This is a genomic window from Mycolicibacterium hodleri, from assembly GCF_025822245.1.
Taxonomy (GTDB): Bacteria; Actinomycetota; Actinomycetes; order Mycobacteriales; family Mycobacteriaceae; genus Mycobacterium; species Mycobacterium hodleri.
On sequence record NZ_JACKTL010000019.1, the window covers coordinates 100,620 to 125,341 of the forward strand.

The 24,722-nt window shown below is 68.3% G+C and carries 24 protein-coding genes; 12 read left to right on the forward strand and 12 right to left on the reverse strand.

The features are described from left to right. The first annotated feature begins 1 nt into the window (after position 1). The 9 genes from xseA (at position 2) to H7J06_RS06055 (ending at position 9,174) form a co-directional block, all read left to right on the forward strand. Positions 2-1,240, forward strand: a complete 1,239-nt coding sequence (gene xseA / locus H7J06_RS06015; RefSeq protein ID WP_264037754.1) for an exodeoxyribonuclease VII large subunit — start codon at positions 2-4, stop codon at positions 1,238-1,240. Continuing rightward, positions 1,227-1,439 (forward strand): exodeoxyribonuclease VII small subunit, encoded by a 213-nt coding sequence (locus H7J06_RS06020; protein WP_149482412.1) that lies wholly within the window; start codon positions 1,227-1,229, stop codon positions 1,437-1,439. The genes xseA and H7J06_RS06020 overlap by 14 nt, the downstream gene beginning before the upstream one ends. A gap of 62 nt (positions 1,440-1,501) precedes the next feature. Next, positions 1,502-2,584, forward strand: a complete 1,083-nt coding sequence (locus H7J06_RS06025) for a 3-beta-hydroxysteroid dehydrogenase (RefSeq protein WP_264037755.1) — start codon at positions 1,502-1,504, stop codon at positions 2,582-2,584. An 83-nt stretch (positions 2,585-2,667) separates the two neighbouring features. After that, complete coding sequence (locus tag H7J06_RS06030) at positions 2,668-4,218, forward strand: arylsulfatase (RefSeq protein ID WP_264037756.1); 1,551 nt, start codon at positions 2,668-2,670, stop codon at positions 4,216-4,218. Next, entirely contained in the window at positions 4,219-5,103 is an 885-nt protein-coding gene (locus tag H7J06_RS06035; protein WP_264037757.1) for an HAD family hydrolase, read from the forward strand. Between the two features lie 36 nt (positions 5,104-5,139). Continuing rightward, positions 5,140-6,051 (forward strand): formylglycine-generating enzyme family protein, encoded by a 912-nt coding sequence (locus H7J06_RS06040; protein WP_372515244.1) that lies wholly within the window; start codon positions 5,140-5,142, stop codon positions 6,049-6,051. A gap of 84 nt (positions 6,052-6,135) precedes the next feature. Continuing rightward, entirely contained in the window at positions 6,136-7,203 is a 1,068-nt protein-coding gene (locus H7J06_RS06045) for an NAD-dependent epimerase/dehydratase family protein (protein ID WP_264037759.1), read from the forward strand. After that, complete coding sequence (locus H7J06_RS06050; protein ID WP_264037760.1) at positions 7,200-7,949, forward strand: SDR family NAD(P)-dependent oxidoreductase; 750 nt, start codon at positions 7,200-7,202, stop codon at positions 7,947-7,949. Before H7J06_RS06045 ends, H7J06_RS06050 begins: the two co-directional genes overlap by 4 nt. 16 nt (positions 7,950-7,965) lie before the next feature. Next, positions 7,966-9,174 carry an AI-2E family transporter gene (locus H7J06_RS06055; protein ID WP_264037849.1) on the forward strand — a complete coding sequence of 403 codons (1,209 nt, stop codon included), beginning with the start codon at positions 7,966-7,968 and terminating at the stop codon, positions 9,172-9,174. On the opposite strand, the gene H7J06_RS06060 is transcribed toward H7J06_RS06055, so the two are convergent. Beyond that, a complete protein-coding gene (locus tag H7J06_RS06060) occupies positions 9,149-9,952 on the reverse strand; it encodes a dienelactone hydrolase family protein (RefSeq protein ID WP_264037761.1) in 804 nt (267 codons plus the stop codon). The two genes, H7J06_RS06055 and H7J06_RS06060, sit on opposite strands and share 26 nt — an antisense overlap. Before the next feature lie 8 nt (positions 9,953-9,960). After that, the gene (locus H7J06_RS06065; RefSeq protein WP_264037762.1) at positions 9,961-10,593 is read right to left on the reverse strand and encodes a DUF4245 domain-containing protein; all 633 of its coding nucleotides are present in this window, start codon (positions 10,591-10,593) and stop codon (positions 9,961-9,963) included. Positions 10,594-10,646: 53 nt separating this feature from the next. Here H7J06_RS06065 and glpX point away from each other — a divergent pair, with 53 nt between their 5' ends. Both glpX and H7J06_RS06075 read left to right on the forward strand, forming a co-directional pair. Then, positions 10,647-11,708, forward strand: a complete 1,062-nt coding sequence (gene glpX / locus H7J06_RS06070) for a class II fructose-bisphosphatase (RefSeq protein ID WP_264037763.1) — start codon at positions 10,647-10,649, stop codon at positions 11,706-11,708. Between the two features lie 42 nt (positions 11,709-11,750). Further along, positions 11,751-13,166: a class II fumarate hydratase gene (locus H7J06_RS06075; RefSeq protein ID WP_264037764.1), complete on the forward strand. Its 1,416-nt coding sequence runs from the start codon at positions 11,751-11,753 to the stop codon at positions 13,164-13,166. Here the strand turns inward: H7J06_RS06075 and H7J06_RS06080 are convergent. The 6 genes from H7J06_RS06080 to H7J06_RS06105 all read right to left on the reverse strand — a co-directional run bounded on the left by H7J06_RS06080 (position 13,163) and on the right by H7J06_RS06105 (position 20,465). Beyond that, the gene (locus H7J06_RS06080; protein ID WP_264037766.1) at positions 13,163-14,368 is read right to left on the reverse strand and encodes a cation:proton antiporter domain-containing protein; all 1,206 of its coding nucleotides are present in this window, start codon (positions 14,366-14,368) and stop codon (positions 13,163-13,165) included. The genes H7J06_RS06075 and H7J06_RS06080 overlap by 4 nt on opposite strands. A 9-nt stretch (positions 14,369-14,377) precedes the next feature. Next, a complete protein-coding gene (locus H7J06_RS06085) occupies positions 14,378-15,253 on the reverse strand; it encodes a polysaccharide deacetylase family protein (protein WP_264037767.1) in 876 nt (291 codons plus the stop codon). Positions 15,254-15,339: 86 nt separating this feature from the next. Beyond that, positions 15,340-16,626 carry an RNA 5'-3' helicase PhoH2 gene (gene phoH2, locus H7J06_RS06090; RefSeq protein WP_308205712.1) on the reverse strand — a complete coding sequence of 429 codons (1,287 nt, stop codon included), beginning with the start codon at positions 16,624-16,626 and terminating at the stop codon, positions 15,340-15,342. Between the two features lie 240 nt (positions 16,627-16,866). Further along, entirely contained in the window at positions 16,867-17,694 is an 828-nt protein-coding gene (locus tag H7J06_RS06095; RefSeq protein ID WP_264037768.1) for an acyl-ACP desaturase, read from the reverse strand. A 58-nt stretch (positions 17,695-17,752) separates the two neighbouring features. Further along, a complete protein-coding gene (locus H7J06_RS06100) occupies positions 17,753-19,210 on the reverse strand; it encodes a glycine hydroxymethyltransferase (protein WP_264037769.1) in 1,458 nt (485 codons plus the stop codon). A gap of 46 nt (positions 19,211-19,256) precedes the next feature. Further along, positions 19,257-20,465, reverse strand: a complete 1,209-nt coding sequence (locus tag H7J06_RS06105) for a DUF885 domain-containing protein (protein ID WP_264037770.1) — start codon at positions 20,463-20,465, stop codon at positions 19,257-19,259. Between the two features lie 30 nt (positions 20,466-20,495). Here H7J06_RS06105 and coaA point away from each other — a divergent pair, with 30 nt between their 5' ends. Further along, a complete protein-coding gene (gene coaA, locus H7J06_RS06110) occupies positions 20,496-21,434 on the forward strand; it encodes a type I pantothenate kinase (RefSeq protein WP_264037771.1) in 939 nt (312 codons plus the stop codon). Here coaA and H7J06_RS06115 read toward each other — a convergent pair whose 3' ends face one another. The 4 genes from H7J06_RS06115 to H7J06_RS06130 all read right to left on the reverse strand — a co-directional run bounded on the left by H7J06_RS06115 (position 21,435) and on the right by H7J06_RS06130 (position 24,681). After that, positions 21,435-21,845, reverse strand: coding sequence for a hypothetical protein (locus H7J06_RS06115; protein ID WP_264037772.1), 411 nt, complete (start codon positions 21,843-21,845; stop codon positions 21,435-21,437). Between the two features lie 104 nt (positions 21,846-21,949). Then, positions 21,950-22,360: a hypothetical protein gene (locus tag H7J06_RS06120; RefSeq protein WP_264037773.1), complete on the reverse strand. Its 411-nt coding sequence runs from the start codon at positions 22,358-22,360 to the stop codon at positions 21,950-21,952. Positions 22,361-22,459: 99 nt separating this feature from the next. Then, positions 22,460-23,827: a hypothetical protein gene (locus tag H7J06_RS06125; protein WP_264037774.1), complete on the reverse strand. Its 1,368-nt coding sequence runs from the start codon at positions 23,825-23,827 to the stop codon at positions 22,460-22,462. Positions 23,828-23,883: 56 nt separating this feature from the next. Further along, a complete protein-coding gene (locus tag H7J06_RS06130; protein WP_264037775.1) occupies positions 23,884-24,681 on the reverse strand; it encodes a (2Z,6E)-farnesyl diphosphate synthase in 798 nt (265 codons plus the stop codon). Positions 24,682-24,722 lie beyond the last annotated feature (41 nt).

Below are 24,722 nucleotides of genomic sequence, written 5' to 3' on the forward strand. Positions count from 1 at the left end.
CGTGACAGAACCCGCTCAGGGCAAGTCCGCCGACAATCCGTGGCCGGTCCGCTCGGTCGCGATGATGGTCAAGGATTGGATCGACCGCCTCGGCACCGTGTGGGTCGAGGGGCAGATCGCCCAGCTCAACGTTCGACCCAACTCCTCGACGGCCTACATCACGCTGCGCGATCCGGCCGCCGACATGTCCCTGCAGATCACCTGCCCGCGGGACCTGGTCTTCAACGCACCGGTGAAGCTCACCGAGGGCACCCAGGTGATCATGCACGGCAGACCCAACTTCTTCGTCGGCCGCGGCTCGTTCTCGTTGCGCGTCAACCAGATTCGCGCCGTGGGCATCGGCGAGCTGCTGGCCCGCATCGAGCGGCTCCGCCAGCTGCTCGACGCCGAGGGCCTGTTCGACCCTCGCCTCAAACGACCAATTCCGTTCCTGCCCAACACCGTCGGACTGATCACCGGCCGCGCGTCGGCCGCCGAGAAGGACGTCGTGTCCGTCGCCGAGGCCCGCTGGCCCGCCGTGCGCTTCGCCGTCCGGAACACCATCGTTCAGGGTCCCAGCGCAGTGCCCCAGATCATCGACGCCCTACGGGAACTCGACGCCAACGCGGCAGTCGACGTCATCGTGATCGCCCGCGGCGGCGGCAGCGTCGAGGACCTCCTGCCGTTCTCCGACGAGACGTTGTGCCGCGAGATCGCCAAGTGCACGACGCCGGTGGTGACCGCCATCGGCCACGAGCCCGACAATCCGCTCTGCGACCTGGTCGCCGACGTCCGCGCCGCCACGCCCACCGACGCCGCCAAGCGAGTGGTCCCCGACGCCGCGGCCGAGCAGGCGCGCGTCGCCGATCTCCGCGAGCGATGCGCCAGGGCCCTGCGCAGCTGGGTGCACCGCGAACAACGGACGTTGGAGCAGTTGCGCAGCCGTCCGGTGCTGGCCCAGCCCCTGGCCGCGCTGACCGCTCGCGTCGAGGAAGTCCACCGCGCCAGGGCGACGGCCCGCCGCGACGTCACGAGGCTGATCGAGACGGAATCCCGCAGTGTCGCCCACCTGTCGGCGCGGCTGGCCACCCTGGGACCGGCGGCCACCCTGGCGCGCGGCTACGCGGTGGTGCAGATCGCGTCGGACTCGATGTCGATCCTGCGGTCGACGACGGATGCGCCGGCGGGCACCCGGCTTCGGATCCGCGTCGCAGACGGCGCGATAACAACGGTGAGCGAGGGATCAGATGAAGCCCATTAGTCAACTCGGATACGAACAGTCCCGCGACGAACTCATCGAGGTGGTGCGCCAGCTCGAGGAGGGCGGACTCGACCTCGACGCGTCGCTCAAGCTGTGGGAAAGAGGCGAGGAGCTGGCCAAACGGTGCGAAGAGCACCTCGCCGGAGCGCGGGAGAAGGTCGAGCGCGCGTTGGCCTCCAGGGATGACGCCGACGCCTGACCGCACGGCCCCCTGACCCAACTGGGGTCGAAACTGGAACACGTTTCAGTTACTCTCGCCACATGGGCGACTCAACGCTGACCACTGACCTCGGCCGCGTGCTGGTGACCGGCGGCTCCGGTTTCGTCGGGACCAACCTCGTCACCGAGTTACTCGACCGCGGCCACGCCGTACGCTCCTTCGACCGCGCGCCGTCCCCCCTCCCCCCACGCGACCGGCTCGAGACCGTCGTCGGAGACATCACCGACGCAGACGACGTCGCCCGTGCCGTCGAGGGCGTCGACACGGTCATCCACACCGCCGCGATCATCGACCTGATGGGTGGCGGATCGGCCCCGGCCCGCGAGCGCAGCTTCGCCGTCAACGTCGGCGGCACCAAGAACCTGGTGCACGCCGCCCAGGCCGCAGGGGTCAAGCGGTTCGTCTACACCGCGTCGAACAGCGTCGTGATGGGCGGACAATCCATCACCAACGGTGACGAGACCTTGCCCTACACAACGCGATTCGCCGATCTTTACACCGAGACCAAGGTGGTGGCCGAGAAGTTCGTGCTGTCGGCGAGCGGCCAGGGCGGGATGCTCACCTGTAGCATCCGGCCCAGCGGCATCTGGGGCCGCGGCGACCAGACGATGTTCCGCAAACTGTTCGAGAGCGTGCTGGCCGGTCACGTCAAGGTGCTCGTCGGCAGCAAGGACGTCAAGCTCGACAACTCCTACGTGCACAATCTGATTCACGGTTTCATCCTGGCCGCAGAGCATCTGGTGCCCGGCGGTTCGGCACCTGGGCAGGCCTACTTCGTCAACGACGGCGAACCCGTCAACATGTTCGAGTTCTCCCGACCCGTGATCGAGGCGTGCGGTCACCGCTGGCCCCGATTGCGGGTGTCCGGACGGCTGGTCCACGCGGTCATGTCGGCATGGCAGTGGCTGCACTTCCGCTTCGGACTCCCCCGCCCGCTGCTGGAACCCCTTGCCGTGGAGCGCGTTTACCTCGACAACTACTTCTCCACGGCCAAGGCCGAGCGCGACCTGGGGTACCGCCCGCTGTACACCACCGAGGCAGCCATGGCCGACTGCCTGCCGTACTACGTCGACCTGTACGCCAAGCTCAAGGATGCGGGCTCCCCCGTCCCCGCTCCTGCGTGAATCTTTGGCGCAAGCCCTGACAGGGCACCCCTGCCCGCCTAGCGTTGCTCTCGCACGGTCCGACTCGAGCGAGGGAGCTCATCATGCCCGGCGGCAAACCCAACATCCTGGTCATCTGGGGTGACGACATCGGCATCTCGAACCTGAGTTGCTACAGCGACGGCATGATGGGCTACCGGACGCCCAACATCGACCGCATCGCCACCGAGGGCATGCGCTTCACCGATTCCTACGGCGAACAAAGCTGCACCGCGGGCCGGGCGGCCTTCATCAGCGGCCAAAGCGTGTACCGCACCGGAATGAGCAAGGTCGGCGTCCCCGGCGTCGACATCGGTTGGGCCGCCGAGGATCCCACCATCGCCGAACTGCTCAAACCGCTGGGCTATGGATGCGGACAATTCGGCAAGAACCACTTCGGCGACCTGAACAAGTATCTGCCCACGGTGCACGGCTTCGACGAGTTCTACGGCAACCTCTACCACCTCAACGCCGAAGAGGAACCCGAGCAGTTCGACTACCCGCACAAGGACATGTTCCCGCGGCTCTACGAGTTGGCGCTGCCGCGCGGCGTCCTGGACTGCAAGGCCCTGTCCGAGGATTCCACCGAGCCCGACGACGAGAAGTTCGGACCCGTCGGCAAGCAGACCATCACCGACACCGGCCCGTTGACCGCCAAGCGCATGGAGACCATCGACGACGACATCGCCGACCGCACCGTCGAGTACATCACTCGGCAGCACGAAGCGGACACCCCGTTCTTCGTCTGGTGCAACTTCACCCACATGCACCTCTACACCCACCTGAAGCCGGGCAGCAAGGGCCAAGCCGGGATGTGGCAGTCCGAGTACCACGACGCGATGATCGACCACGACAAGAACGTGGGCACGGTGCTCGACGCTCTCGACGACCTCGGAATCGCCGACGACACCATCGTCATCTACTCCACGGACAACGGTCCCCACCGCAACAGCTGGCCAGATGCCGGCACCACCCCGTTCCGCAGCGAGAAGAACACCAACTGGGAGGGTGCCTACCGGGTGCCCGAGTTGATCCGCTGGCCCGGAAGGATCAAGGCGGGCAGCATCTCCAACGACATCGTCCAGCACCATGACTGGCTGCCGACGCTGCTCGCTGCGGCCGGTGACCCCGACGTCAGCGAGAAGTTGAAGAAGGGTCACGCGGCCGGCCGAGACGGCGACACCGAATACAAGGTGCACATCGACGGCTTCAACCTGTTGCCGTATTTGATGGGCGAGGTCGAGAGCAGTCCGCGCCGCGGCTTCTTCTACTTCAACGACGACGCGCAGATGGTGGGCATGCGTTTCGAGAACTGGAAGATCGTGTTCGCCGAGCAACGAGCACAGGGCACGCTGCGGACCTGGTCCGAGCCGTTCACCGAACTGCGGGTGCCCAAGCTGTTCAACCTGCGCACCGATCCTTTCGAATACGCCGACATCACGTCGAACACCTACTACGAGTGGTTCCTGCGCCGCGACTTCTTCGTCCTCTACGCCACCGCGATGGCGTCGATGTTCCTCGACACGTTCAAGGAGTTTCCACCTCGGCACCCGCCGGCCAGCTTCAGCATCGACCAGATCGTGAAGAAGCTCGACGAATTCCTGGCCGCCGACTAGATGCTGGAGTCCTGGAAGGATGGGGCCACGAAGTCGGCGATCGTCGACTTCGTGGAGGGTACGGCCACCGACCTCCCTCCCGAGGAACGAGTCGCGGTGTTCGACAACGACGGCACCCTGTGGTGTGAAAAGCCGATGTACGTCCAACTCGACTTCCTGCTGCGCAGGTTCGCCGAACAGGCCGAAGCCGACCCGTCGCTGCGGGGCGAGCAGCCCTACCGGGCGGCCTACACCGGTGACCTGACGTGGTTGGACAATGCCGTCACCAAGCACTACCAGGGTGACGACTCAGACCTGAAACCGCTCGTGGCAGCAGTACTCGACTCCCAACACGACATCACCGTCGACGAGCTGGCAGCGCGGGTGACGACGTTCTTCGCCGACGCGAAGCACCCGACGCTGGATCGGCCGTACACCGAATGTGGCTACGTCCCAATGGTCGAGTTGTTGCGCTACCTGGAGTCCCACGGTTTCACCAACTACGTCGTCTCCGGCGGCGGACGCGACTTCATGCGTCCGATCACGTGGCGGCTCTACGGGATTCCGCCCGAACGGGTGGTCGGCAGTTCGGTGGGCCTCGTCTATCGCGAGGGACACCTCTACACGACGTCCACTCCGGAGTTCTTGGACGACGGGCCCGTCAAGCCCGCGCGGCTGTGGGACCGCATCGGTCGGCGGCCGATCCTTGCTGCGGGAAACTCCAACGGCGACGTCGAGATGCTGGAGTTCACCCACGGTCTGAAGCTGCTCGTCCGGCACGACGACGCCGACCGCGAATTCGCCTACGTCACCGGCGCGGAGCGGGCGCTGGCGGACGCCGAGAAGGGCGGCTGGACCGTGGTGAGCATGCGCGAGGACTGGGCGAAGGTCTTTGGCTCCCGCTGACCGTCGCGTGTGCGCACAGATCGCGAAAGTGAGCGAATGACCGACCCCACAGCACACCCGATGACGGGTGGCGACGGCTTCGCGTGGATCCCGCCACAGACCGCCACGCTCGGCTCCGACGCGCACTACGCCGAGGAGGCGCCCGTCCGCGACGTCACGGTCGGCGGCTTCTGGATGCACACCCATCAGGTGACCAACGCCGACTTCGCGGCGTTCGTCGACGCCACCGGCTACCGCACCGTGGCGGAACGGCCCCTCGACCCGGACGACTACCCGGGCGCCCCACCAGAGAACCTGCACCCCGGGTCGATGGTCTTTCACCGCACCCCGGGACCGGTCGACCTGCGCCATCTGAGCCAGTGGTGGACCTGGACGCCGGGCGCCTGCTGGAACCACCCCCGCGGACCGCGGTCGACGACGCGGGGCCGCGAGCGGCATCCCGTCGTCCACGTCGCCTTCGAGGACGCCGCGGCGTACGCCGACTGGGCACACCTCAGCCTGCCGACCGAGGCGCAGTGGGAGGTCGCCGCCCGCGGCGGACTGGACGGCGCGACCTACACCTGGGGTGACGAGCCGGAACGGCCCGGCCAGCGACTCGCCAACTACTGGCACGGTGAATTCCCCTACCTGCCCGACACCGGCTACGGCACCACCCTCGCCGTCGGCAGCTTCGCGCCCAACGGGTACGGCCTCTTCGACATGGCGGGCAACGCCTGGGAGTGGACAGCCGACTGGTGGTCGGACACCACCGACGTCGAATCCTGCTGCGCCGCAGACAGTTACGATCCGGCCCAGCCACAGTTCGCCCGGGGGCGCAAGGTCGTGAAGGGAGGGTCGTTCCTGTGCGCGGACGGCTACTGCCTGCGGTACCGTCCCGCGGCGCGCCGCCCCCAGATGGTCGACACCGGGATGAGCCACATCGGGTTCCGCTGCATTCGGACGCCGTGACGTCACCCGAGAGCCCAACCCTGGTGAACCGCGCCCGTCTAGGCAATGATGCCTGCAACACGTTCTAGTCGACGAGGGAGTTGCATGACGGACGCCGTACTGGTGACGGGAGCCTTCGGGCTGGTGGGATCCTCGACGGTGAAGCGGCTCGCCGCCGACGGCCGTCGGGTGGTGGCCACCGACCTCGACGTCGCGGCCAACCGCAAGGCCGCCGACAAGCTTCCGCCGGGTGTCGAGGTGCAGTACGCCGACCTGACCGACCCCGCCGCGGTGGACGCGCTGCTCGCGGCCGTCGCACCGGCGGCGATCGTCCACCTCGCCGCGATCATCCCGCCGTTCATCTACACGAGGAAGGCGCTCGCCGAGAAGGTGAACGTCGGAGCGACGCGCTCCCTGCTGGCGGCCGCGGAGAAGCAGCCCCGCCCGCCGCGGTTCGTCCTGGCGTCCAGCATCGCGGTCTACGGGGCACGCAACCCGTACACCCACCCCGACCCGTTGACCGCGGACACCCCACTCGACCCGGCCGACGTCTACGGCGCACACAAGGTCGCGGCCGAGGCGCTGGTCCGGGCGTCGACGCTGGACTGGGTGATCCTGCGCCTCGGCGGGGTGCTGACCGTCGACCCCGCGGCTTACATGAAGATGGACAACCTGTACTTCGAGGGCGTGCTGCCCGTCGACGGCCGGATCCAGACCGTCGACGTGCGCGACGTGGCTCGCGCCTTCGCGGCGGCCACCACCGCCGACGCGGTCGGCGAGACGCTGCTCGTCGGGGGCGACGACACCCACCGCCTGGTCCAGGGTGACGTCGCACCCGCAATGGCCGCGGCGATGGGTCTGGTCGGCGGGCTGCCGACCGGCCTGAAGGGCGACCCGGCCAGCGACGCCGACTGGTTCAACACCGACTGGATGGACACCACTCGCGCGCAGGAAGTGCTCAAGTACCAACACCATTCGTGGCCGGAGATGCTCATCGAGACCGCCAACAAAGCCGGCGCCACCCGTCACCTGCTGCGCGTCGCCGCACCGCTGACCAAGGCGATCTTCACTCGCCGCGCGGCGTATCACGGCCGCACCGAGCCGTACGCCGACCCGTGGGGCGCGATCGCCAAGAAGTGGGCCGACCCTCGGCCGGACGGGGTCGTCGCGTGAGAACGGCCGTCGTCGTCGGAGGGGCCTCGGGCATCGGCTGGGCGTCGGCCCGGGCACTGGCCGCCGACGGGTACCGGGTCGTCGTCGCCGACCTCAACGGCGACGCCGCCACCGCGCGGGCGACCGAACTGGGCGATCCACACCGCGGGGAAGTCGTCGACGTCGCCGACGAGTCCTCCGTCGCAACGCTTTTCGAGACCATCGGCGCGTGCGATGCGGTCGTCAGCTGCGCAGGCTTCTCCACCTTCGGCCCCATCGTCGACCTTCCGGTCGAGCAGTTCCGCTCGGTCGTCGACGTGTGCCTGACCGGGGCCTTCATCGTCGCCAAGTACGCGGGCCGCCACTTGGTGGACGGCGGATCGCTGGTGTTGATCTCCTCGCTCAACGCCCGCCAGCCCGCCATCGGCATGAGCGCCTACTGCTCGGCGAAGGCCGGCCTGTCGATGCTGACGCAGGTCGCCGCGCTCGAACTCGCACCGCGCGGCATCCGGGTCAACGCCGTCGCACCGGGATTCGTGCTCACCCCGCTCACCGAGGGCGCCGCCCTGGTGCCCGGCGTCGTCGAGGAGTACGTCGAGAACACGCCGCTGGGCCGGTCGGGCACGCCGGAGGACGTCGCCGAGGCCGTCCTGTACCTGACCAAGGCGGCGTGGCTCACCGGCGAGGTGCTGGACCTCAACGGTGGCGCACACCTGAAGCGTTATCCCGACATCCTGGGCCACCTGACGAAACTGGGAGCGCCGTAGGCTCGTCGCCGTGGCCATGACGACGGAGTTCACCGAAACCCAGAAGCGCGCGCTGGCCGTCGCGGTCGTCGTCGCCCTGGCCTTCGGCGCGTACTTCCTTCGCGGCTACTTCGTGCTCGTCGTCGTGGCCGCGGTCGCCGCCTACCTCTTCAACCCGCTGTTCAACTGGTTCCTCACCCGGTTCAGCCGCGGGCTGTCGGTGACGTTCACGTTGTTGGCGGCGATCTTCGCGGTGATCATCCCGGTGGGCCTGCTGATCCTGCTGGCCGTCGTGCAGATCAGCGCCATGGTGCGCAGCGTGTCGGACTGGGTGTCGCGGACCGACCTCAACTCCCTCGGCGACCACGCGCTCAAGTGGACCAACGACGCCGTCGACAAGATCCCGTTCCTCGGCGACGTGCAGGTGACGCCGCAACTGCTGCAGGAGAAGATGAGCAGCTTCGCCCAGAGCGCAGGCCAATACGCGCTTGGCGCGCTGGAGGGCGCCGTGGGTGGACTCGCCGGAGGGCTCACCGCGGCCGTCCTGTTCATCTACGTGTTCATCTCGCTGCTCTCCAATCGCGAACGCGTGCAAACGCTGATCCGCAAGCTCAACCCGCTCGGCGAGGACGTCACCGATCTCTATCTCGAGAAGATGGGCGCGATGGTGCGCGGCGCGGTGTTCGGCCAGTTCGTCATCGCGCTGGCCCAGGGGTTGGCGGGCGCGGTGTCGATCTACCTCGCCGGCTTCCACGACGGTTTCTTCATCTTCGCGATCCTGCTCACCGCGCTGTCGGTGATCCCGCTCGGCGGCGGCATCGTGAGCATCCCGTTCGGCGTCGGAATGATGTTGTTCGGCAACGTCTTCGGTGGGCTCTTCGTCATCGCCTGGCACCTGATCGTCGTGACCAACATCGACAACGTGCTGCGGCCGATCCTCATCCCGCGGGCGGCCCGCCTGGACTCCGCGCTCATGCTGCTGGCCGTCTTCGCCGGCATCACGATGTTCGGCTTCATGGGCATCGTCATCGGTCCGGTGCTGATGATCGTCATCGTCACCACCGTGAGCGTCTACCTCGCGGTGTTCAAGGGCGTGCCGATCGACGACCCCGACGACGACGAGGACAAGGGACCGGGGCCCGTCGCCCGACTGGTCGACAAGGCGCGCACGCGCATGTGGGGCCACCGCGACCGCAAACGGCGCGAGGCCCAGGCCGTGGCTACTCCGCAGCCAGCCGAGACGTGAGGAAGTCGACGACCCTCTTGCGGGCCTCGTAGGCCGGGTGACCCTCCACCTCGCGAACCTCGAGCGTCAGCACGGAGTGGGCCATCTTCCCGAACCCGTGCTCGTTGCCCTTCTTCGAATTGATCTCGATCACCTCGAAGGCGTCCCCGAGCCGGGCCTTCAGCGTGGTGAAGCGCGCGGCGGGCGACAACGGGTCCTCGCTGAACCGCAGCCCCAGCGCGCACAGGCCGTCCTCGGCGACCCGACGTTCGACGACCTTCAGCTCTGCCTCCGAAAGACCCGGATCGGCCTTGTGCTTGGCGGTCAGCCCGATCGGCAGTGACGGCTGGCTCAGCACGGGCGCCAGCACGCTGTCGTCCACCGCGGCCGCCAGGGCGAACCCTCCGCTCCAGCACTCTCCGATGACGCCGACGCCCTTGCCCGGCGTCCGCTCGTTGAGGTCACGGGCCAACGCCCGCAGGTAGTGGGCGACGGGCCGGTCGGCGTTGGTCGCGAAGGCCGCGAACTCCTTGGCCACGCACCCGCGCAGCATCACCGGAACCGCACCCGGCCGGATGCCCTTGGCTCCCGGCGTGCCGTATAGCGAGGGACACGCCACGGTGAAGCCGTTGTCCACCAGGTGGTTTCCCAACGCCAGCACCCCTGGGTGGATGCCGGGCATCTCCGGGATCAGCACGACGCCGGGGCCCTCGCCCTTGCGGTAGACGTCGTAGGTGTAGCCCTCGGCGGTGAAGGGCGCGACGGCCCATCCGGTGAGGTCTGATTCCGGTCCGGGCATTTGTTCTCCTAGACGACGGGCAGCGGAGGCTGCGACTGCGTGGCCGCCGCCAGCGTACGGTACTCGGCGGTACCCGCCGGTCCGGTTACCGCAATCTGCGCCGGGCCCGTCGGACCCGCGAGGCGGGTCGTCCACACCGGGCGGGAGTCGTCGCCGCCCTCGTAGACGATCCAGCGCACGCCGTCGACGTCCTGGGTTCCCGTGGGCACCACGTCGGCGTCGATCCACCTGACGAGGCTCGGCTCGTCGGCGTCGCTCTGAATCAGGCTGATGAACATCCCCGTCGGGGCCAGGAAACCGGTCCGGGAGATGACCGCCCGCGCCGGACGTCCGTTCTCGCTGCGGCCCCCGTCGATGCTGGCGCGCGAACCGGAGTTGGCGTGCCACCCGTCGGGCAACCGCGGCAAACGGATCGGAATCTTCAGCGTCTGCGCGTCGGCCTTCATCGCCGCGGCGGTGTCATACGGCATCACAGGACCCTGACCAGGCCCGTTCGGCGCAAAGGAGCACATTCCCAGCACCCCCGCCAGCAGGATGCAGACCAGGACCAGCGGCGCCATCGACCAGAACATGTCGCGGCCGTCCTGCAGGAGCCGCGACTTGGCCGGCTTTGGTTCCGGAGCCGCCTGGGGTGTGGTCACTCCGCCAGTATCCCAGCTCCCCAACCGTGAATCGCTAATGGGAGAATCTGCACATGACTGCGCCTGATGCTCCTTCCGCAAGCGGCTCGTCGCGATCGCGACGCGAGGCCCCGGATCGCAACCTCGCCCTGGAGTTGGTGCGGGTCACGGAGGCAGGCGCGATGGCCGCGGGTCGCTGGGTCGGCCGCGGCGACAAGGAGGGCGGCGACGGAGCCGCCGTCGACGCCATGCGTGAGCTGGTCAACTCGGTGTCCATGCGCGGCGTCGTCGTCATCGGCGAGGGCGAGAAGGACAACGCCCCGATGCTCTACAACGGCGAAGAGGTCGGCAACGGCGACGGTCCGGACTGCGACTTCGCCGTCGACCCGGTCGACGGCACCACGCTGATGGCCAAGGGCATGCCCAACGCCATCTCGGTGCTCGCGGTGGCCGAACGCGGCGCCATGTTCGACCCGTCGGCGGTGTTCTACATGAACAAGATCGCCGTCGGCCCGGACGCCGTCGACGTCCTCGACATCACCGCACCGATCGGCGAGAACATTCGCCGCGTCGCGAAGGTCCGCAAGTCCTCGGTCGCCGACATCACGGTGTGCGTGCTCGACCGACCCCGGCACAGCCAGCTGATGGCCGACGTCCGCGAGGCGGGCGCCCGCATCCGGCTGATCTCCGACGGTGACGTGGCGGGTGCCATCGCGGCCTGTCGCCCCGGTTCGGGCACCGACATGCTGGCAGGCATCGGCGGCACCCCCGAGGGCATCATCACCGCCGCCGCCATCCGCTGCATGGGCGGCGCCATCCAGGCCGTCCTCGCCCCCACCGACGACGCCGAACGACAGAAGGCGATCGACGCGGGCCACGACCTCGACCGCGTGCTGCACACCGAGGACCTGGTGTCCGGGGAGAACGTGTTCTTCTCCGCCACCGGCGTGACCGACGGCGATCTGCTCCAGGGCGTCCGCTACTTCGGCGGTGGCTGCACCACGCAGTCGATCGTGATGCGCTCCAAGTCCGGCACCGTCCGCATGATCGAGGCCTACCACCGCCTCTCCAAGCTCAACGAATACTCCGCGGTCGACTTCACCGGCGATACCTCCGCCGCATATCCGTTGCCGTAGCACAGTTTTCATCCCCCACACCACCAACGAAACAGGGAGCAGATGTCCTCCGACAGCGCAGTCGAGACCGAGTACCGCATCGAGCACGACACCATGGGTGAAGTCCGGGTGCCGAAGAGCGCCCTGTGGCGCGCTCAGACGCAACGCGCGGTGGAGAACTTCCCGATCTCGTTCCGGCCCCTGGAGCGCACCCAGATCCGCGCCCTCGGCCTGCTGAAGGGCGCCTGCGCCCAGGTGAACAAGGACCTCGGTCTGCTCGACGCCGAGAAGGCCGACGCCATCATCGCCGCGGCCGCCGAGATCGCCGACGGCAAGCACGACGACCAGTTCCCCATCGACGTCTTCCAGACCGGGTCGGGCACCAGTTCCAACATGAACGCCAACGAGGTGATCGCCTCGATCGCGAAGGCCAACGGCGTCGAGGTCCACCCCAACGACCACGTCAACATGTCGCAGAGCTCCAACGACACGTTCCCCACCGCGACGCACATCGCCGCCACGGAAGCCGCTGTCCGGCACCTCATTCCGGCACTCGAGGTGCTGCACGAGTCACTCGGCAACAAGGCCAGGCAGTGGCGCACCGTGGTCAAGTCCGGCCGCACGCACCTGATGGACGCCGTCCCGGTGACCCTGGGCCAGGAGTTCGGCGGCTACGCCCGCCAGATCGAGGCCGGCATCGAACGGGTCAAGGCCACGCTCCCCCGCCTCGGCGAACTGGCCATCGGCGGCACCGCCGTCGGCACCGGCCTCAACGCGCCCGACGGCTTCGGCGCCAAGGTCGTCGACGTGCTGGTCGACCAGACCGGGATCGCCGAATTGCGCACGGCCGTCGACTCGTTCGAGGCGCAGGCCGCCCGCGACGGACTCGTCGAGGCGTCCGGCGCGTTGAAGACCATCGCCGTGTCGCTGACCAAGATCGCCAACGACGTCCGGTGGATGGGCTCCGGACCGCTCACCGGCCTTGGCGAGCTTCAGCTGCCCGACCTCCAGCCGGGCAGCTCGATCATGCCGGGCAAGGTCAATCCCGTTCTCCCCGAAGCCGTTACGCAGGTGGCCGCCCAGGTGATCGGCAACGACGCCGCGGTCACCGTCGGCGGCCTGTCGGGCGCCTTCGAACTCAACGTCTACATCCCGATGATGGCGCGCAACGTGCTCGAGTCCTTCACGCTGCTGTCCAACGTCTCGAAGCTGTTCGCCGAGCGGTGCATCGACGGCCTGGTCGCCAACGAGCAGCACCTCCGTGAGCTCGCCGAGTCGTCGCCGTCGATCGTCACGCCGCTCAACTCGGCGATCGGCTACGAGGAGGCCGCGAAGGTCGCCAAGGAAGCCCTCAAGGAGCGCAAGACGATTCGGCAGACCGTCGTCGACCGTGGCCTGATCGGCGACAAGCTGTCCGAAGAGGAGCTGGACAAGCGCCTCGACGTGCTGAAGATGGCGAAGGTGAAGGACGGCGACTAGGTCGCCGCGCGCGCCGGGGTCGAGCTCAGCCACCTGATCCCCGGCCACGCCGACAGGCTGTGCAACACCAGGCTCAGTGACACGGTCACCGCGACCACCTGGATGATCAGCGACTCCTGCTCGATGCTGCCGCGTTCCAGCACGAGTAGGCCCAGCACCAACGTGCCGATGCCGCGCGGGCCGAACCAGCCGATGAACACCCGCTCGCGCACCGGCACGTCACTGCGCAGCAGTGCCAGGCACACCGCGACGAGGCGTACGCCGAACAGTGCGACGATCGCGAACACCACGACGCGCCAGCTGACGTCGCGCCACCCCACGATCACCGCGTAGCCGCCGAACAACGCGAAGACGGTCAGCTCGAGCAGCTGGCCGGCGGCGTCGGACACGTGCGTCTCGGGCCGCGAGCCCGCGCGGCGCGCCGCATGGGCGAAGGCCAGACCCCCGGCGAAGGCCGCGACGAAGCCGCTGCCGTGCAGTATCTCGCCGACCTGGAAGCACACCAGCGCGACGGCCAGCGTGGCGAGCTGCGCCCAGATGTCGCTCATCCAGCCGCGTCGTCGCGACCTGCCAATCACCCAACCGCCGGCAGCCCCGATGGCCAGGCCGACGGCCACCGACACCAGTTCGGTGCGCACCAGGAAGTACCCCCAGTGCACGTCGGAGTCGGTTCGCTCCGAGGCGAACGCCACCGCCGCCAGAAGGGCCGCGAGGGCGAAGCCGTCGTAGAACCCGCTCTCGGTCGACAGGGCGTGGCGGATCCGCTCGGGAACGCTGTCGTTCTCCAGGAGCGCGTCGATCAGCGCAACCTCGGTCGGCGCGACGATCGCGGCCAGACACACCGCCTCCCACGTCGGCATCACCGGGAACAGCAGCACCGCGGTCCCGACGCCGAGCGCGATGGCCAGCGGGATGCCGATCACCAGCAGACGGAAGGTGACCTTGCGGCGACCGACGACCGCGGACAGGTCGAGCTCGGCAGCCTGGTTGAACAGGATCACCGTCAACGCGAGCTGCGCCAGCACCGTGAACGTCGAGGTGTCCGGACCACCCTCGAGAAGGTTGAACCCGAACGGCCCCAACGCCATTCCGCACAGCACGAAGATCAGCGCGGGCGCCAGGTACCACTGCTTGACCAGACCCGAGACGACCGCGTAGGCGAGCACCAACAGCGTCAGAACGAACGCGGTGGCCGTCGTCATGAGGTGTGGTCAGGCCCCATTGTTGGGGCCACCGGAGTTCTGGTTCGGAATGTCGGTGATCGGGAAGTTCGGCATCGGCGCGGGTGACGGCGTGTTGGGCAGCGTCGGGATCTCCCCGGGCGGGATGTCGACCAGCTCGTTGACGGGCGGGCCGTTGTCGCGGCTGCCGTAGGTGCTGCCCGGCGCACGCTCACCGAGCATCTGGGTGACGGTCACCATGTGGTAGCCGTTGGCCTTGAGCACCGGGAGGAACTGCTGCACCAGGTCGACGGTCGAGGAATACGAATCATGGAACAGCACCACGGAATTCGGCTTGATCTGGCTCATCAGCATGTAGCGGGTGGCCGCGGTGTTGCCGTCGTTGGCCCAGTCGAACGGGATGACGTCCCAGTTGATGTCGGCCAGCCCCTGCTTCTTGGCCTCCGCCAGCACCTGGTCGTCGATCAGACCGCCTGCAGTGCGAACGAGCTTGGGGCGTTGACCCGTCGCGGCCTCGATGGCGTCACTGGCCTTGCTGAACTGGGCCGGGATGTCCTCGGGCGGAATCGTGGTCATGTTGGGGTGTTCCCAGGTGTGGCTGCCCAGTTCCATGCCCGCCTCGACCACGCGCTTGGCGCCCTCGGGATTGGCGGCCACCTTGTTGCCGATCTCGAAGAACGTCGCCTTGGCGTCGTTGGCGGCGAGGACCTGAAGCAACCGGTCGGTGTACGGGCTCGGACCGTCGTCGAACGTCAGCGCGATGCACTTGTACTGCGAGCAGTCGACCTCGTCGGCCTTGGCCACGTGGCCCGTCAGACTGCCCACCACGACGATGGCCACCCCCGCGCACACGCCGATGACGGTGCGCCAGTAGGACCAGCTGGGCTTTTCGGGGCGCTTTCGCACCAGCACACCTTACCGACCGGGCCTGACTCTGCGTCCAGCGCGACGACGTGCGAGTACGGGTCGCACTGGACGCAGAGTCGGGGACGTCAGGGCAGCGCGCCCGGGCTGAACTCCTCGAGCATCTCGGTCACCAGCGCGGCGATCGGCGAACGCTCACTGCGCAGCAGGGTGATGTGGGCGAACAACGGGTGGCCCTTGAGCTTCTCGATCACCGCCGCCACGCCGTCATGCCGCCCCACCCGCAGGTTGTCGCGCTGGGCGACGTCGTGGGTGAGCACCACCCGCGAGCCGGCGCCGAGGCGCGACAGCACGGTCAGCAGGACGTTGCGCTCCAACGACTGCGCCTCGTCGACGATGACGAAGGAGTCGTGCAGCGAGCGGCCGCGGATGTGGGTCAGTGGCAGCACTTCGAGCATGCCGCGGGCATGCACCTCGTCGAGGACCGCCGGGCTGGCCAGTCCCTCCAGGGTGTCGAAGACGGCCTGCGCCCACGGGCCCATCTTCTCGCTCTCGCTACCCGGCAGGTAGCCGAGATCCTGGCCGCCGACCGCGTACAGCGGCCGGAAGACGACGACCTTGCGATGGGTGCGGCGTTCCAGCACCGCCTCGAGGCCGGCGCACAGCGCGAGCGCCGACTTGCCGGTGCCCGCCTTGCCGCCGAGGGAGACGATGCCGACCGACTCGTCGAGCAACAGGTCCAGGGCGACGCGCTGTTCGGCTGACCTTCCCCGGAGGCCGAACACCTCCCGATCGCCACGGACCAACTGGACCCGCTTCTCGGCGTTCACCCGGCCCAGCGCCGACGAGTTGCCGCTGAGCAGGCGAACACCGGTGTGGCAGGGCAGGTTTCGGGCCTCTTCGAGGTCGACCTCGCCGTCGGTGAACAGCGCGTCGATCTCGTCGGCGGCCACGTCGACCTCGGCCATGCCGGTCCAGCCCGACGCCACGACGTCTTGGGCGTGGTACTCGTCGGCGGGCAGGCCGACCGCACCCGCCTTGACGCGCAGCGGGATGTCCTTGCTGACGAGGGTGACCAGTTTGCCCTCGGCGGCCAGATTGGCGGCGCAGGTCAGGATCCGCGCGTCGTTGGTGCCGGTGCGGAAGCCCGCGGGCAGCACCGACGGGTCGCTGTGGTTGAGCTCGATCTGGAGCGTTCCGCCTTGCGTGCCAATGGGAATCGGCTGATCGAGTCGCCCGTGTTCGAGGCGAAGGTCGTCGAACATCCGCAAGGCCTGCCGCGCGAACCAGCCCAGCTCGTGGTGGTGCCGCTTGTCCTCCAACTCACTGATGACGACGAGGGGCACGACGACTGCGTGTTCGGCGAACCGACTGCATGCCCAGGGATCGGACAACAGCACGGAGGTGTCGAGCACGTAGGTTCTCACCGGGGTTGAGGCGGACGAATCGATCACGTGGCGCTCCTAGGCCCGTGCGGCACCGCACGAACTCCCTCGGTGGATACCGCGGTACCAGGACCGGGGCCGGCCCCTTCGTCGAAACGACGGGTACCGCCCGGATAGCAGAGCATGTCGGCCATCGAAGCCGACGCTACTCCCGTGCCGAGGATTGCGCCGCGCAGGCGCGCCGTGGCCGAAATGTGACCACGCTGTTAACTATTTGGCGACGAATTCCGCCAGTGCGGGAGCGTCCGCGACGCCCCACGCGCCGACGCGATCGGAGAGCACCTTGCGGCGGGCCGCGTCGTCGAAGATCCCGGCGTCGGCGACGACGCGGACCTTGTCGGCGTAGGCGTCGATGTCGGCACCGATGGCCTCGAACTCGGCGGCGCGGCTGGCGATCGCGGCGATCGTCTCGTCCCGCTGGGTGGTGAGGCAGTGCGCGACGAGGTTGGCGAAGAACTCCTCGTGACGCTCTTCGTCCTTGGCGATCCGGCCGACCATCGACGCCAGGATCGGCTCGGTGATCTGGGCCTGCAGGTTGCGGCAGAAGACGGCGTGCGCGCGCTCGAGGAACGCCATGAAGACCAGCGTCTCGATCTGGCTGTACCTGTCGGCGCGGTAGCCCTTCATCACGTGCTGGACGCGGACGTCCTCGTTGGCGCTGGGGTCGATCTCGCGCGTGACCACCAGGTAGTTGCGCAGCGCGACGGCGTGCAGATGCTCCTCGGCGGTCCACCGGCCCAGCCAGCGGCCCCACTTGTCGTCGAGGATGAAGTGCTCGACGAGCTCGCGGTGATACCCGGCGAGGTTGTCCTTGACGATGAGGAGGATCTCGAGCGCGTCGGTCACCGGCTTGGGCAGCGTCACCGACGACTCGTCCCAATCCGTGCCGCCGAGGAAGGCGAAGTTCTCCCCCTTGTCGAACGGCACGAAGTCGTGCGCGTACCACATCTCCTCGGTCGCGACGTGGCGCGCCAGGTTCTCCTCGACGACGGGCTCGAGCTCGAGGGTCAACGCATTGGCTACGGGCTTCTCTGCCATGAAACTAACTGTAACCCGTGGACACACGTTCCCCGAAATCGCCGGGCGGCGTGTCCCGTCAGAGGGTCAGACCGGGGTACAGCGGGTTCGCGGCCAGCAACTCGGCCGACGCGCTGCGGACGCGCGCGGCCACGCCGTCGCCCAGCACGTACTTGGCCTTCGAGGAGCCGTCGGGCTGGGTGTTCTTCAGCACCTCGACGACCAGTTCGGCCACGCGGTCGAAGTCCTCCGGACCGAACCCACGGGTCGTCAACGCCGGGGTGCCGAAGCGGATGCCGCTGGTGTACCAGGCGCCGTTGGGGTCGGCCGGGATCGAGTTGCGGTTGGTCACCACGCCGGCGTCGAGCAGTGCCGACTCGGCCTGGCGGCCGGTCAGCCCGAACGACGTGACGTCGAGCAGCACGATGTGGTTGTCGGTGCCGCCGGTGACCAGACGGGCACCGCGGGTCAGGAAGCCGTCGGCCAACGCCTTGGCGTTGTCGGCGATGCGCTGCGCATATTCCTGGAACGACGGCTGACGGGCTTCGGCGAACGCGACGGCCTTCGCGGCCATCACGTGTGACAGCGGGCCGCCGAGCACCATCGGGCAGCCCTTGTCGACTGCCGCCGAGTACTCCTCGGTGGCCAGCACCAGACCGCCACGCGGGCCGCGCAGCGACTTGTGCGTCGTCGTCGTGGTGACGTGCGCGAACGGCACCGGATCCTCGTCGCCGGTGAACACCTTGCCGGCCACCAGACCGGCGAAGTGCGCCATGTCGACCATGAAGGTGGCGCCCACCTCGTCGGCGATCTCACGCATCTTGGCGAAGTTCACCCGGCGCGGATAGGCCGAGTAACCCGCCACCAGCACCAGCGGCTTGAACTCGCGCGCGGCCGCGGCGACTTTCGCGTAGTCCAGCAGACCGGTCTCGGGATCGGTGCCGTAGCTGCGCTGGTGGAACATCTTGCCGGAGATGTTGGGCCGGAAGCCGTGCGTCAGGTGACCGCCGGTGTCCAGCGACATACCCATCAGACGCTGGTTGCCGAGCTTGGCCCGCAGCTTCTCCCAGTCGGCCTCGGACAGGTCGTTGACGTTCTTGGCGCCCAGCTCGGCCAGCTCGGGAGCTTCGATGCGCGTGGCGAGGATCGCCCAGAACGCGACCAGGTTGGCGTCGATGCCGGAGTGCGGCTGCGCGTAGGCATACGGCGCGCCGAACAACTCGCGAGCGTGCTCGGCGGCCAGCGCCTCGACTGTGTCGACGTTCTGGCAGGCCGCGTAGAAGCGGTGCCCGATGGTGCCCTCGGCGTACTTGTCGGAGAACCAGGTGCCCATGGTCAGCAGCACGGCCGGCGAGGCGTAGTTCTCGCTGGCGATCAGCTTGAGCGAATCGCGTTGATCGGCGAGCTCCTGGCGCGTCGCCGCGGCGATGCGCGGTTCGACGGACTCGATGACCTTCAGGGCGGCCGTGTATGCGGCGCTCGCGGTCTCGGCGTACTCGGCGCCCAGCGCGGGCGTGGTCACGGCGTCTGCGGTCATGTCACAAGGGTAAACCGCCGGGCGGCGCCGTTACAGACTCGCCCTGCTAGGCCACGTCGGCGCGCAACCCCGACGGCACCAGCGGCTCGTCGAGAAGCCTGCCGAACCGCTCCGTCAGCGTGACCTCGGCGGGACGCGCGTCGAGCCACGCCCGCAACAATCGGTATCCCTCGACGTAGGTGCTGGTGTAGGCGCGCCACAACGGGGAGGACAGGAAGCGCAGCGACTGACGGGCCCGCGTCTCGCTGGTGAGTTGCCACCGCTGCAGGAACGCGACCACGTCGTCGACGTCGCGGTGCTCGTCGTGCAGCATCAGCGCGGCGTCCTGCCGGACGTCGGCCAGCGCAGCCGAGGCCTGCGACACGGCCACCGCCCGTTCGCCGTCGAACCGCAGCCCCAGGTCGGCGTAGATCTCGGTCGCCCACTGACCCCAATCGGGCCCGATCGCCGCGTACAGCGCCAGGTCGGCAAGGCCCTCCGCCATCAGACACTGCGGCGTGTTCACCAGGAAGATCGTCTGCTCGGTCTGATTTTGACCGGCCACTAGCCGTTCTTCTTTGCGGCAATGCTCGGTGTGATGACCCGGGTAGGACTCGTGGGCGACCAGCCGGGGCAGACCCGACATCTGCTGCTTGAGGTCGGCGTTCACCGCGACGGTGGACCGGTAGTCGCCCTCGTAGTAGTTGAATCCCGACCACGGCTTGTCGGTGACGATCTCGTAGTTGATCGTCTCGGCGTCGGGCAGCGGGAAGTCGGCTCGGACCCGGTCGCGCAGGGCGCTCGAGAACGCGTGGATGCATTCCTCGAGGCGTTCCGGTGGGATCTCCTCTGCGCTGCGGTAGCTCTGCATGCGTTCGGCGAGATCGCCGGTGCCGCCCAGGGCTTCGTCGAGCTTGCGGTGCGCCTCGCGGTACTTGTCGGGATCGCCCTTCGCGATGTCCACGTCGAAGTAGTCGTGCACCTCCTGGACGAAGCCGATGTCCTCGCCGGCGAACTTGCGGCCAGCACTGGCCAGCGCCCGCAGGTGCGCCGCTATGTAGTCCGCCCGCTGATCGTCGAGACCGTCGGCGCCGGCCATGTCGGCGATCAACCGCTGCGCCCGACGGGCCAGATCGGCGGGATCCGGCGGCGGTTCCGCGGCGACGACGGCCCGCAGCGCGGGGTCCCCGGTGTAGGAGTCGACATAGCCCTCCTCGATGCGGTCGAACCTCAGACCCAGGAGCAGATACTTACGAATGACGGTGGTGGCGTCCATGCCGTCAACCGTAAATGCAAGACTGACTCCATGGCGCGGACGAGCGAGCCGAGTCCGTACGTCGAGTTCGACCGGAGTCAGTGGCGTTCGTTGCGGATGTCGACCCCGTTGAAGCTCACGGAGAGTGAAGTCCTCGGACTTCGCGGTCTCGGCGAACAATTGGACCTGCTGGAAGTCGAAGAGGTCTACCTCCCGCTGGCCCGGCTGATCCACCTTCAGGTCGCCGCACGCCAGCGTCTGTTCGCCACGACCGCGGAATTCCTCGGTGAGCCGCACCAGAATCCCGACCGCCCGGTGCCGTTCGTGATCGGCGTCGCAGGCAGCGTGGCCGTCGGGAAGTCGACGACCGCCCGTGTGCTGCAGGCGCTGCTGGCCCGCTGGGAACACCATCCCCGCGTCGACCTCGTCACCACCGACGGCTTTCTGTACCCCAACGCCGAGCTGCTGCGGCGAAACCTGATGCACCGCAAGGGCTTTCCCGAAAGTTACGACCGACGCGCGCTGATGCGGTTCGTCACGGCGGTGAAGTCGGGATCGGATCAGGTGTCGGCGCCGGTGTACTCGCATCTCATCTACGACATCGTCCCCGGCGAGCAGATGACCACCAAGCACCCCGACATCCTGATTCTCGAGGGTCTCAACGTGCTGCAGACCGGTCCGGCGTTGATGGTGTCGGACCTGTTCGACTTCTCCGTATACGTCGACGCCCGCATCGAGGACATCGAGGGGTGGTACGTGTCGCGTTTCCTGGCGATGCGGGCCGGCGCATTCGCCGACCCGCAGTCGCACTTTCACCACTATTCGACGTTGACCGACGAGCAGGCGGTGTTCGCCGCCCGTGACATCTGGCATTCGATCAACCGGCCCAACCTGATCGAGAACATCCTCCCCACCAGGCCGCGGGCCACGCTGGTGCTGCGCAAGGACGCCGACCACGCCATCAACCGGCTGCGCCTGCGCAAGCTCTGACTACGCGCGCAGGCGGCGCAGACCCAGATACTGCAGGTCGGCCATCACCAGGGTGTACACGCCGCTGCCGAGGGTCAGCACGATCCCCGTGGTGGTGAGCGGCCACACCCCGGCGAGGACGACGGCGACCGCCGCCACGGTGAAGACGACGTTGCCCACGGTGACGAGGACGCCAGGCGTGCGGACGTGCCTCAGCCGCGACAGGGCGTACACGGCGATCCCGTAGGCGACCAAGAAGGCGGCCAACGAGTACTCCATGGCCGGGGTGGTGCCCGACAGTTCGGCGATGCGGGGCGCCAGCGCGAGGCCCGCGAGTCCGACGACGCCGCTCACGATTGCGTCCAGCCGCATCGCGAATCTCAGGAACGCGTCCTTGGTCCCGGTGCGGGCGGCGGTGGTGATGGTGGTCATGAATCTTCCCTTCCTGGTTGTTTCTTCGAACACTCGATGGCCGATGCGGGCCGCCCGCGGTGACCTCTCGCCTCGCGCGACCGCGCACCGGTGCTCGCGGGGGGTCAGGCCAGCCGGCGGACCCCGAGGTACTGCACGTAGGCCAGCCCGAGGGTGGCGGCGACGGTGGCCAGCATCATGGCCACGCCAAAGCCGGTGAGCGGCAAGACCCCGGCCGCCACGACGGCGACGGCGGCGACCGCGAAGACCACGTTGGCCGCGACGATCCCGACGCCGACGCGCCGGACGAACGACGCGGCGGCCAGCACGTAGAGCGCCGCGCCGTAGCCGCCGAGGGCGGCCCCGGCCAACCACTCCGCGGTGGCCGACAGACCCGAGAGCCGCGACAGCGGATCAGCGGCGAACGCGAGCATCAGCCCAAGGCCCGCGCATACCGTGGCGTCGGCCCGCATGGCGAAGCGCAGCAGGCTGTCCGAACTGTCGGACAGGGGTCCGTGGGAAATGGTGGCGGTCATGGCGGCTCCTCGACGGTGAGGGATGTGGACCCCTCCGACGATGGTCGGAAAGCACTGCCACATCGACGCCGAACGCTGCCAAAGACTGCCAGCTGCAGGTCAGGACGTGTTGTTGACCGACGTCACCCGACTGCCGCGCAGATCGGCGGCGATGACGCGGGCGGCCGCGTTCTGCCAGTTGTGGAGTGAGCGCTGCGGGACCTCCGTGACGAACCACTGCCACGCCTGCTTGGCGACGGGGTCCAGGCCCGCGGCCGTCGCGTTCTGCGCGTACGCCCGCACCCCGACGACGTACGGAAAGTACAGCGAGTTGTAGTGCCGCCACTGCTCGGTGGTGCCGAACTCCCCGCCGTCGCGTGGCCGCAGCGCGGCGATCCGGTCGGCGAGCAGTGCCCGCAGCTCGTTGGCCCGCTCCAGCGGCTGATCGGGTACGCCGCGGCGAGCCAGCCGCTCGTCGAGGACGGGCAGCGCAGTCAGCGGGCTGGCCACCAGTTTGGACAAGTCTCCGTAGTGACCCAGCGCGCGGCGGGTCAACCGGACGAAGGTCTCGTCGTCGACGCCGCGCAACGGATCATCCGACCGCAGCGGCAGCGCGGACTCGGTGCGCCGCAGCGCGGCACGGTCGGCCCGCAGGGTGGGCGAGCGGGAGAACGCAAACCGGTCCAGCACGCCCGCCAACGGGTCGGCCATCACGTTGATGCCGATCGCCACCGCAAGGCTGGTGAACAGCAGCACCGACAGCGCCGAGTGTTCGTCGGTGACCGCCATGCCGACGAGTACCTGACCTCCGAAGAGCGCGGCGACGACCACGCTCCCGGCGAACGACCGCAACATGTCGGCCCGCAGCGCCTGACCCTCGTCGAACGAATCCCACAGTGCCACCGCCACACCCAACAACAACACGTCACAACCCGTGGACGCCAACGCCAGCCAGCTCGGCACCAGGCCCAGCGGAATCACCAGGATCGCGTTGCCCAGGGCGAAGAAGAGGGTGGCCAGGACCACCGAGCCCGTCACCGAGCTGGGCCGCCGCCCGCCGGCCAGCATCCTCGCCATCGCCCCGAGGGTCGCCGCCGAGACGACCGCGAACATCACCCAGTGTCCGGTGCGCAGCGGGCCGTCGACGGAACCGGCCATCGAGGCGCCCAGCAGCGCCAGTGCGGCGACCACCACGACCGCCGAGATCTCCCCGACCCGGCCACGCCAGGTGTCGCCGGGCCGCGCCAGCTCCAACAGCACCGCGAACCACGCCACGCCGGGCACCACGACCAGGTACACCTCGACATGGCTGAGCAGCCCCGCGTGCGACGTGCCGAGGTGGCGGACCGCGTCGAGCGCCACCACCACCGCGAAACTCGACAGCCCCACCGCGGCGAGGACGAGAACGGGTTTGCGGGGATCGCGCGCCAGGAGATACAGCCCGAGCCACCAGCTCAGGCCGAACACCACTGCCGACATCGCGGCCACGGGTTCAGTCTGACATGGTCGTCATCCCCGGTCGCTGCGCTCCTGCCCGCCGGGGCCTAGCGGCCGTAGCGCCGGTCTCGCAGGGTGTAGTCGCGCAGGGCACGCAGGAAGTCGACGCGACGGAAGGCCGGCCAGTGCGCCTCGGTGAACCACATCTCCGAGTACGCGCTCTGCCACAGCAGGAAGCCCGACAGCCGTTGTTCGCCGGAGGTCCTGATCACCAGATCGGGATCGGGTTGGCCGGAGGTGTAGACGTTCTCCGAGATGGCTTCGACGGTGACCGAGTCGACGAGCTGCTCGGCCGTCGCACCGTTGGCGAGTTCCTTGCTCAGCACCGCGCGGACGGCGTCGGCGATCTCCTGACGACCGCCGTAGCCGACGGCGACGTTGACGTGGAAGGCACCCGCGGGTGCCGTGCCGACGGTGCCGTCCACGGCGTCGCGGAGGCGTCGCGCCGACTCCTGCCCGAGCAACTCGAGATCGCCCACGGTGCGGACGCTCCAGCGGTTGACGGGCGCGCAGATCTCCTCGACGACGTCGGTGATGATGGCGATCAGCGAGGCCAGCTCGGCCGGATCGCGCTGCAGATTCTCGGTGGAGAGCAGGTACACGGTCGCCATCTCGACGCCGGCCTCCTGGCACCAGCGGAGCATCTCGGCGATCTTCGCGGCACCCATCAGGTAGCCGTAGCTCACGTCCGCGTGACCCTCGTCACGCGCCCAGCGCCGGTTGCCGTCGCACAAGACCGCGATGTGCCTTGGCAGTTGGGATTTCGATCTCGACAGCTGGTGACGCAGCCGTGCCTCGTAGACCCGGTAGGCCGGTTCCTTGAGCCGCGGGGGAATGAGTTCCACGAGGATCCAGACTACTGTGATGAACGGGTCCACCCATGCCA

What these genes read in the sequence shown, in the direction of transcription:
- H7J06_RS06020 (WP_149482412.1), top strand. Translation starts at nt 1,227, where the DNA reads ATGAAGCCCATTAGTCAACTCGGATACGAACAGTCCCGCGACGAACTC.
- H7J06_RS06025 (WP_264037755.1), top strand. Translation starts at nt 1,502, where the DNA reads ATGGGCGACTCAACGCTGACCACTGACCTCGGCCGCGTGCTGGTGACC.
- H7J06_RS06030 (WP_264037756.1), top strand. Translation starts at nt 2,668, where the DNA reads ATGCCCGGCGGCAAACCCAACATCCTGGTCATCTGGGGTGACGACATC.
- H7J06_RS06035 (WP_264037757.1), top strand. Translation starts at nt 4,219, where the DNA reads ATGCTGGAGTCCTGGAAGGATGGGGCCACGAAGTCGGCGATCGTCGAC.
- H7J06_RS06040 (WP_372515244.1), top strand. Translation starts at nt 5,140, where the DNA reads ATGACCGACCCCACAGCACACCCGATGACGGGTGGCGACGGCTTCGCG.
- H7J06_RS06045 (WP_264037759.1), top strand. Translation starts at nt 6,136, where the DNA reads ATGACGGACGCCGTACTGGTGACGGGAGCCTTCGGGCTGGTGGGATCC.
- H7J06_RS06055 (WP_264037849.1), top strand. Translation starts at nt 7,966, where the DNA reads ATGACGACGGAGTTCACCGAAACCCAGAAGCGCGCGCTGGCCGTCGCG.
- H7J06_RS06060 (WP_264037761.1), bottom strand. Translation starts at nt 9,952, where the DNA reads ATGCCCGGACCGGAATCAGACCTCACCGGATGGGCCGTCGCGCCCTTC.
- glpX (WP_264037763.1), top strand. Translation starts at nt 10,647, where the DNA reads ATGACTGCGCCTGATGCTCCTTCCGCAAGCGGCTCGTCGCGATCGCGA.
- H7J06_RS06075 (WP_264037764.1), top strand. Translation starts at nt 11,751, where the DNA reads ATGTCCTCCGACAGCGCAGTCGAGACCGAGTACCGCATCGAGCACGAC.
- H7J06_RS06080 (WP_264037766.1), bottom strand. Translation starts at nt 14,368, where the DNA reads ATGACGACGGCCACCGCGTTCGTTCTGACGCTGTTGGTGCTCGCCTAC.
- H7J06_RS06095 (WP_264037768.1), bottom strand. Translation starts at nt 17,694, where the DNA reads ATGGCAGAGAAGCCCGTAGCCAATGCGTTGACCCTCGAGCTCGAGCCC.
- H7J06_RS06100 (WP_264037769.1), bottom strand. Translation starts at nt 19,210, where the DNA reads ATGACCGCAGACGCCGTGACCACGCCCGCGCTGGGCGCCGAGTACGCC.
- H7J06_RS06105 (WP_264037770.1), bottom strand. Translation starts at nt 20,465, where the DNA reads ATGGACGCCACCACCGTCATTCGTAAGTATCTGCTCCTGGGTCTGAGG.
- coaA (WP_264037771.1), top strand. Translation starts at nt 20,496, where the DNA reads ATGGCGCGGACGAGCGAGCCGAGTCCGTACGTCGAGTTCGACCGGAGT.
- H7J06_RS06115 (WP_264037772.1), bottom strand. Translation starts at nt 21,845, where the DNA reads ATGACCACCATCACCACCGCCGCCCGCACCGGGACCAAGGACGCGTTC.
- H7J06_RS06120 (WP_264037773.1), bottom strand. Translation starts at nt 22,360, where the DNA reads ATGACCGCCACCATTTCCCACGGACCCCTGTCCGACAGTTCGGACAGC.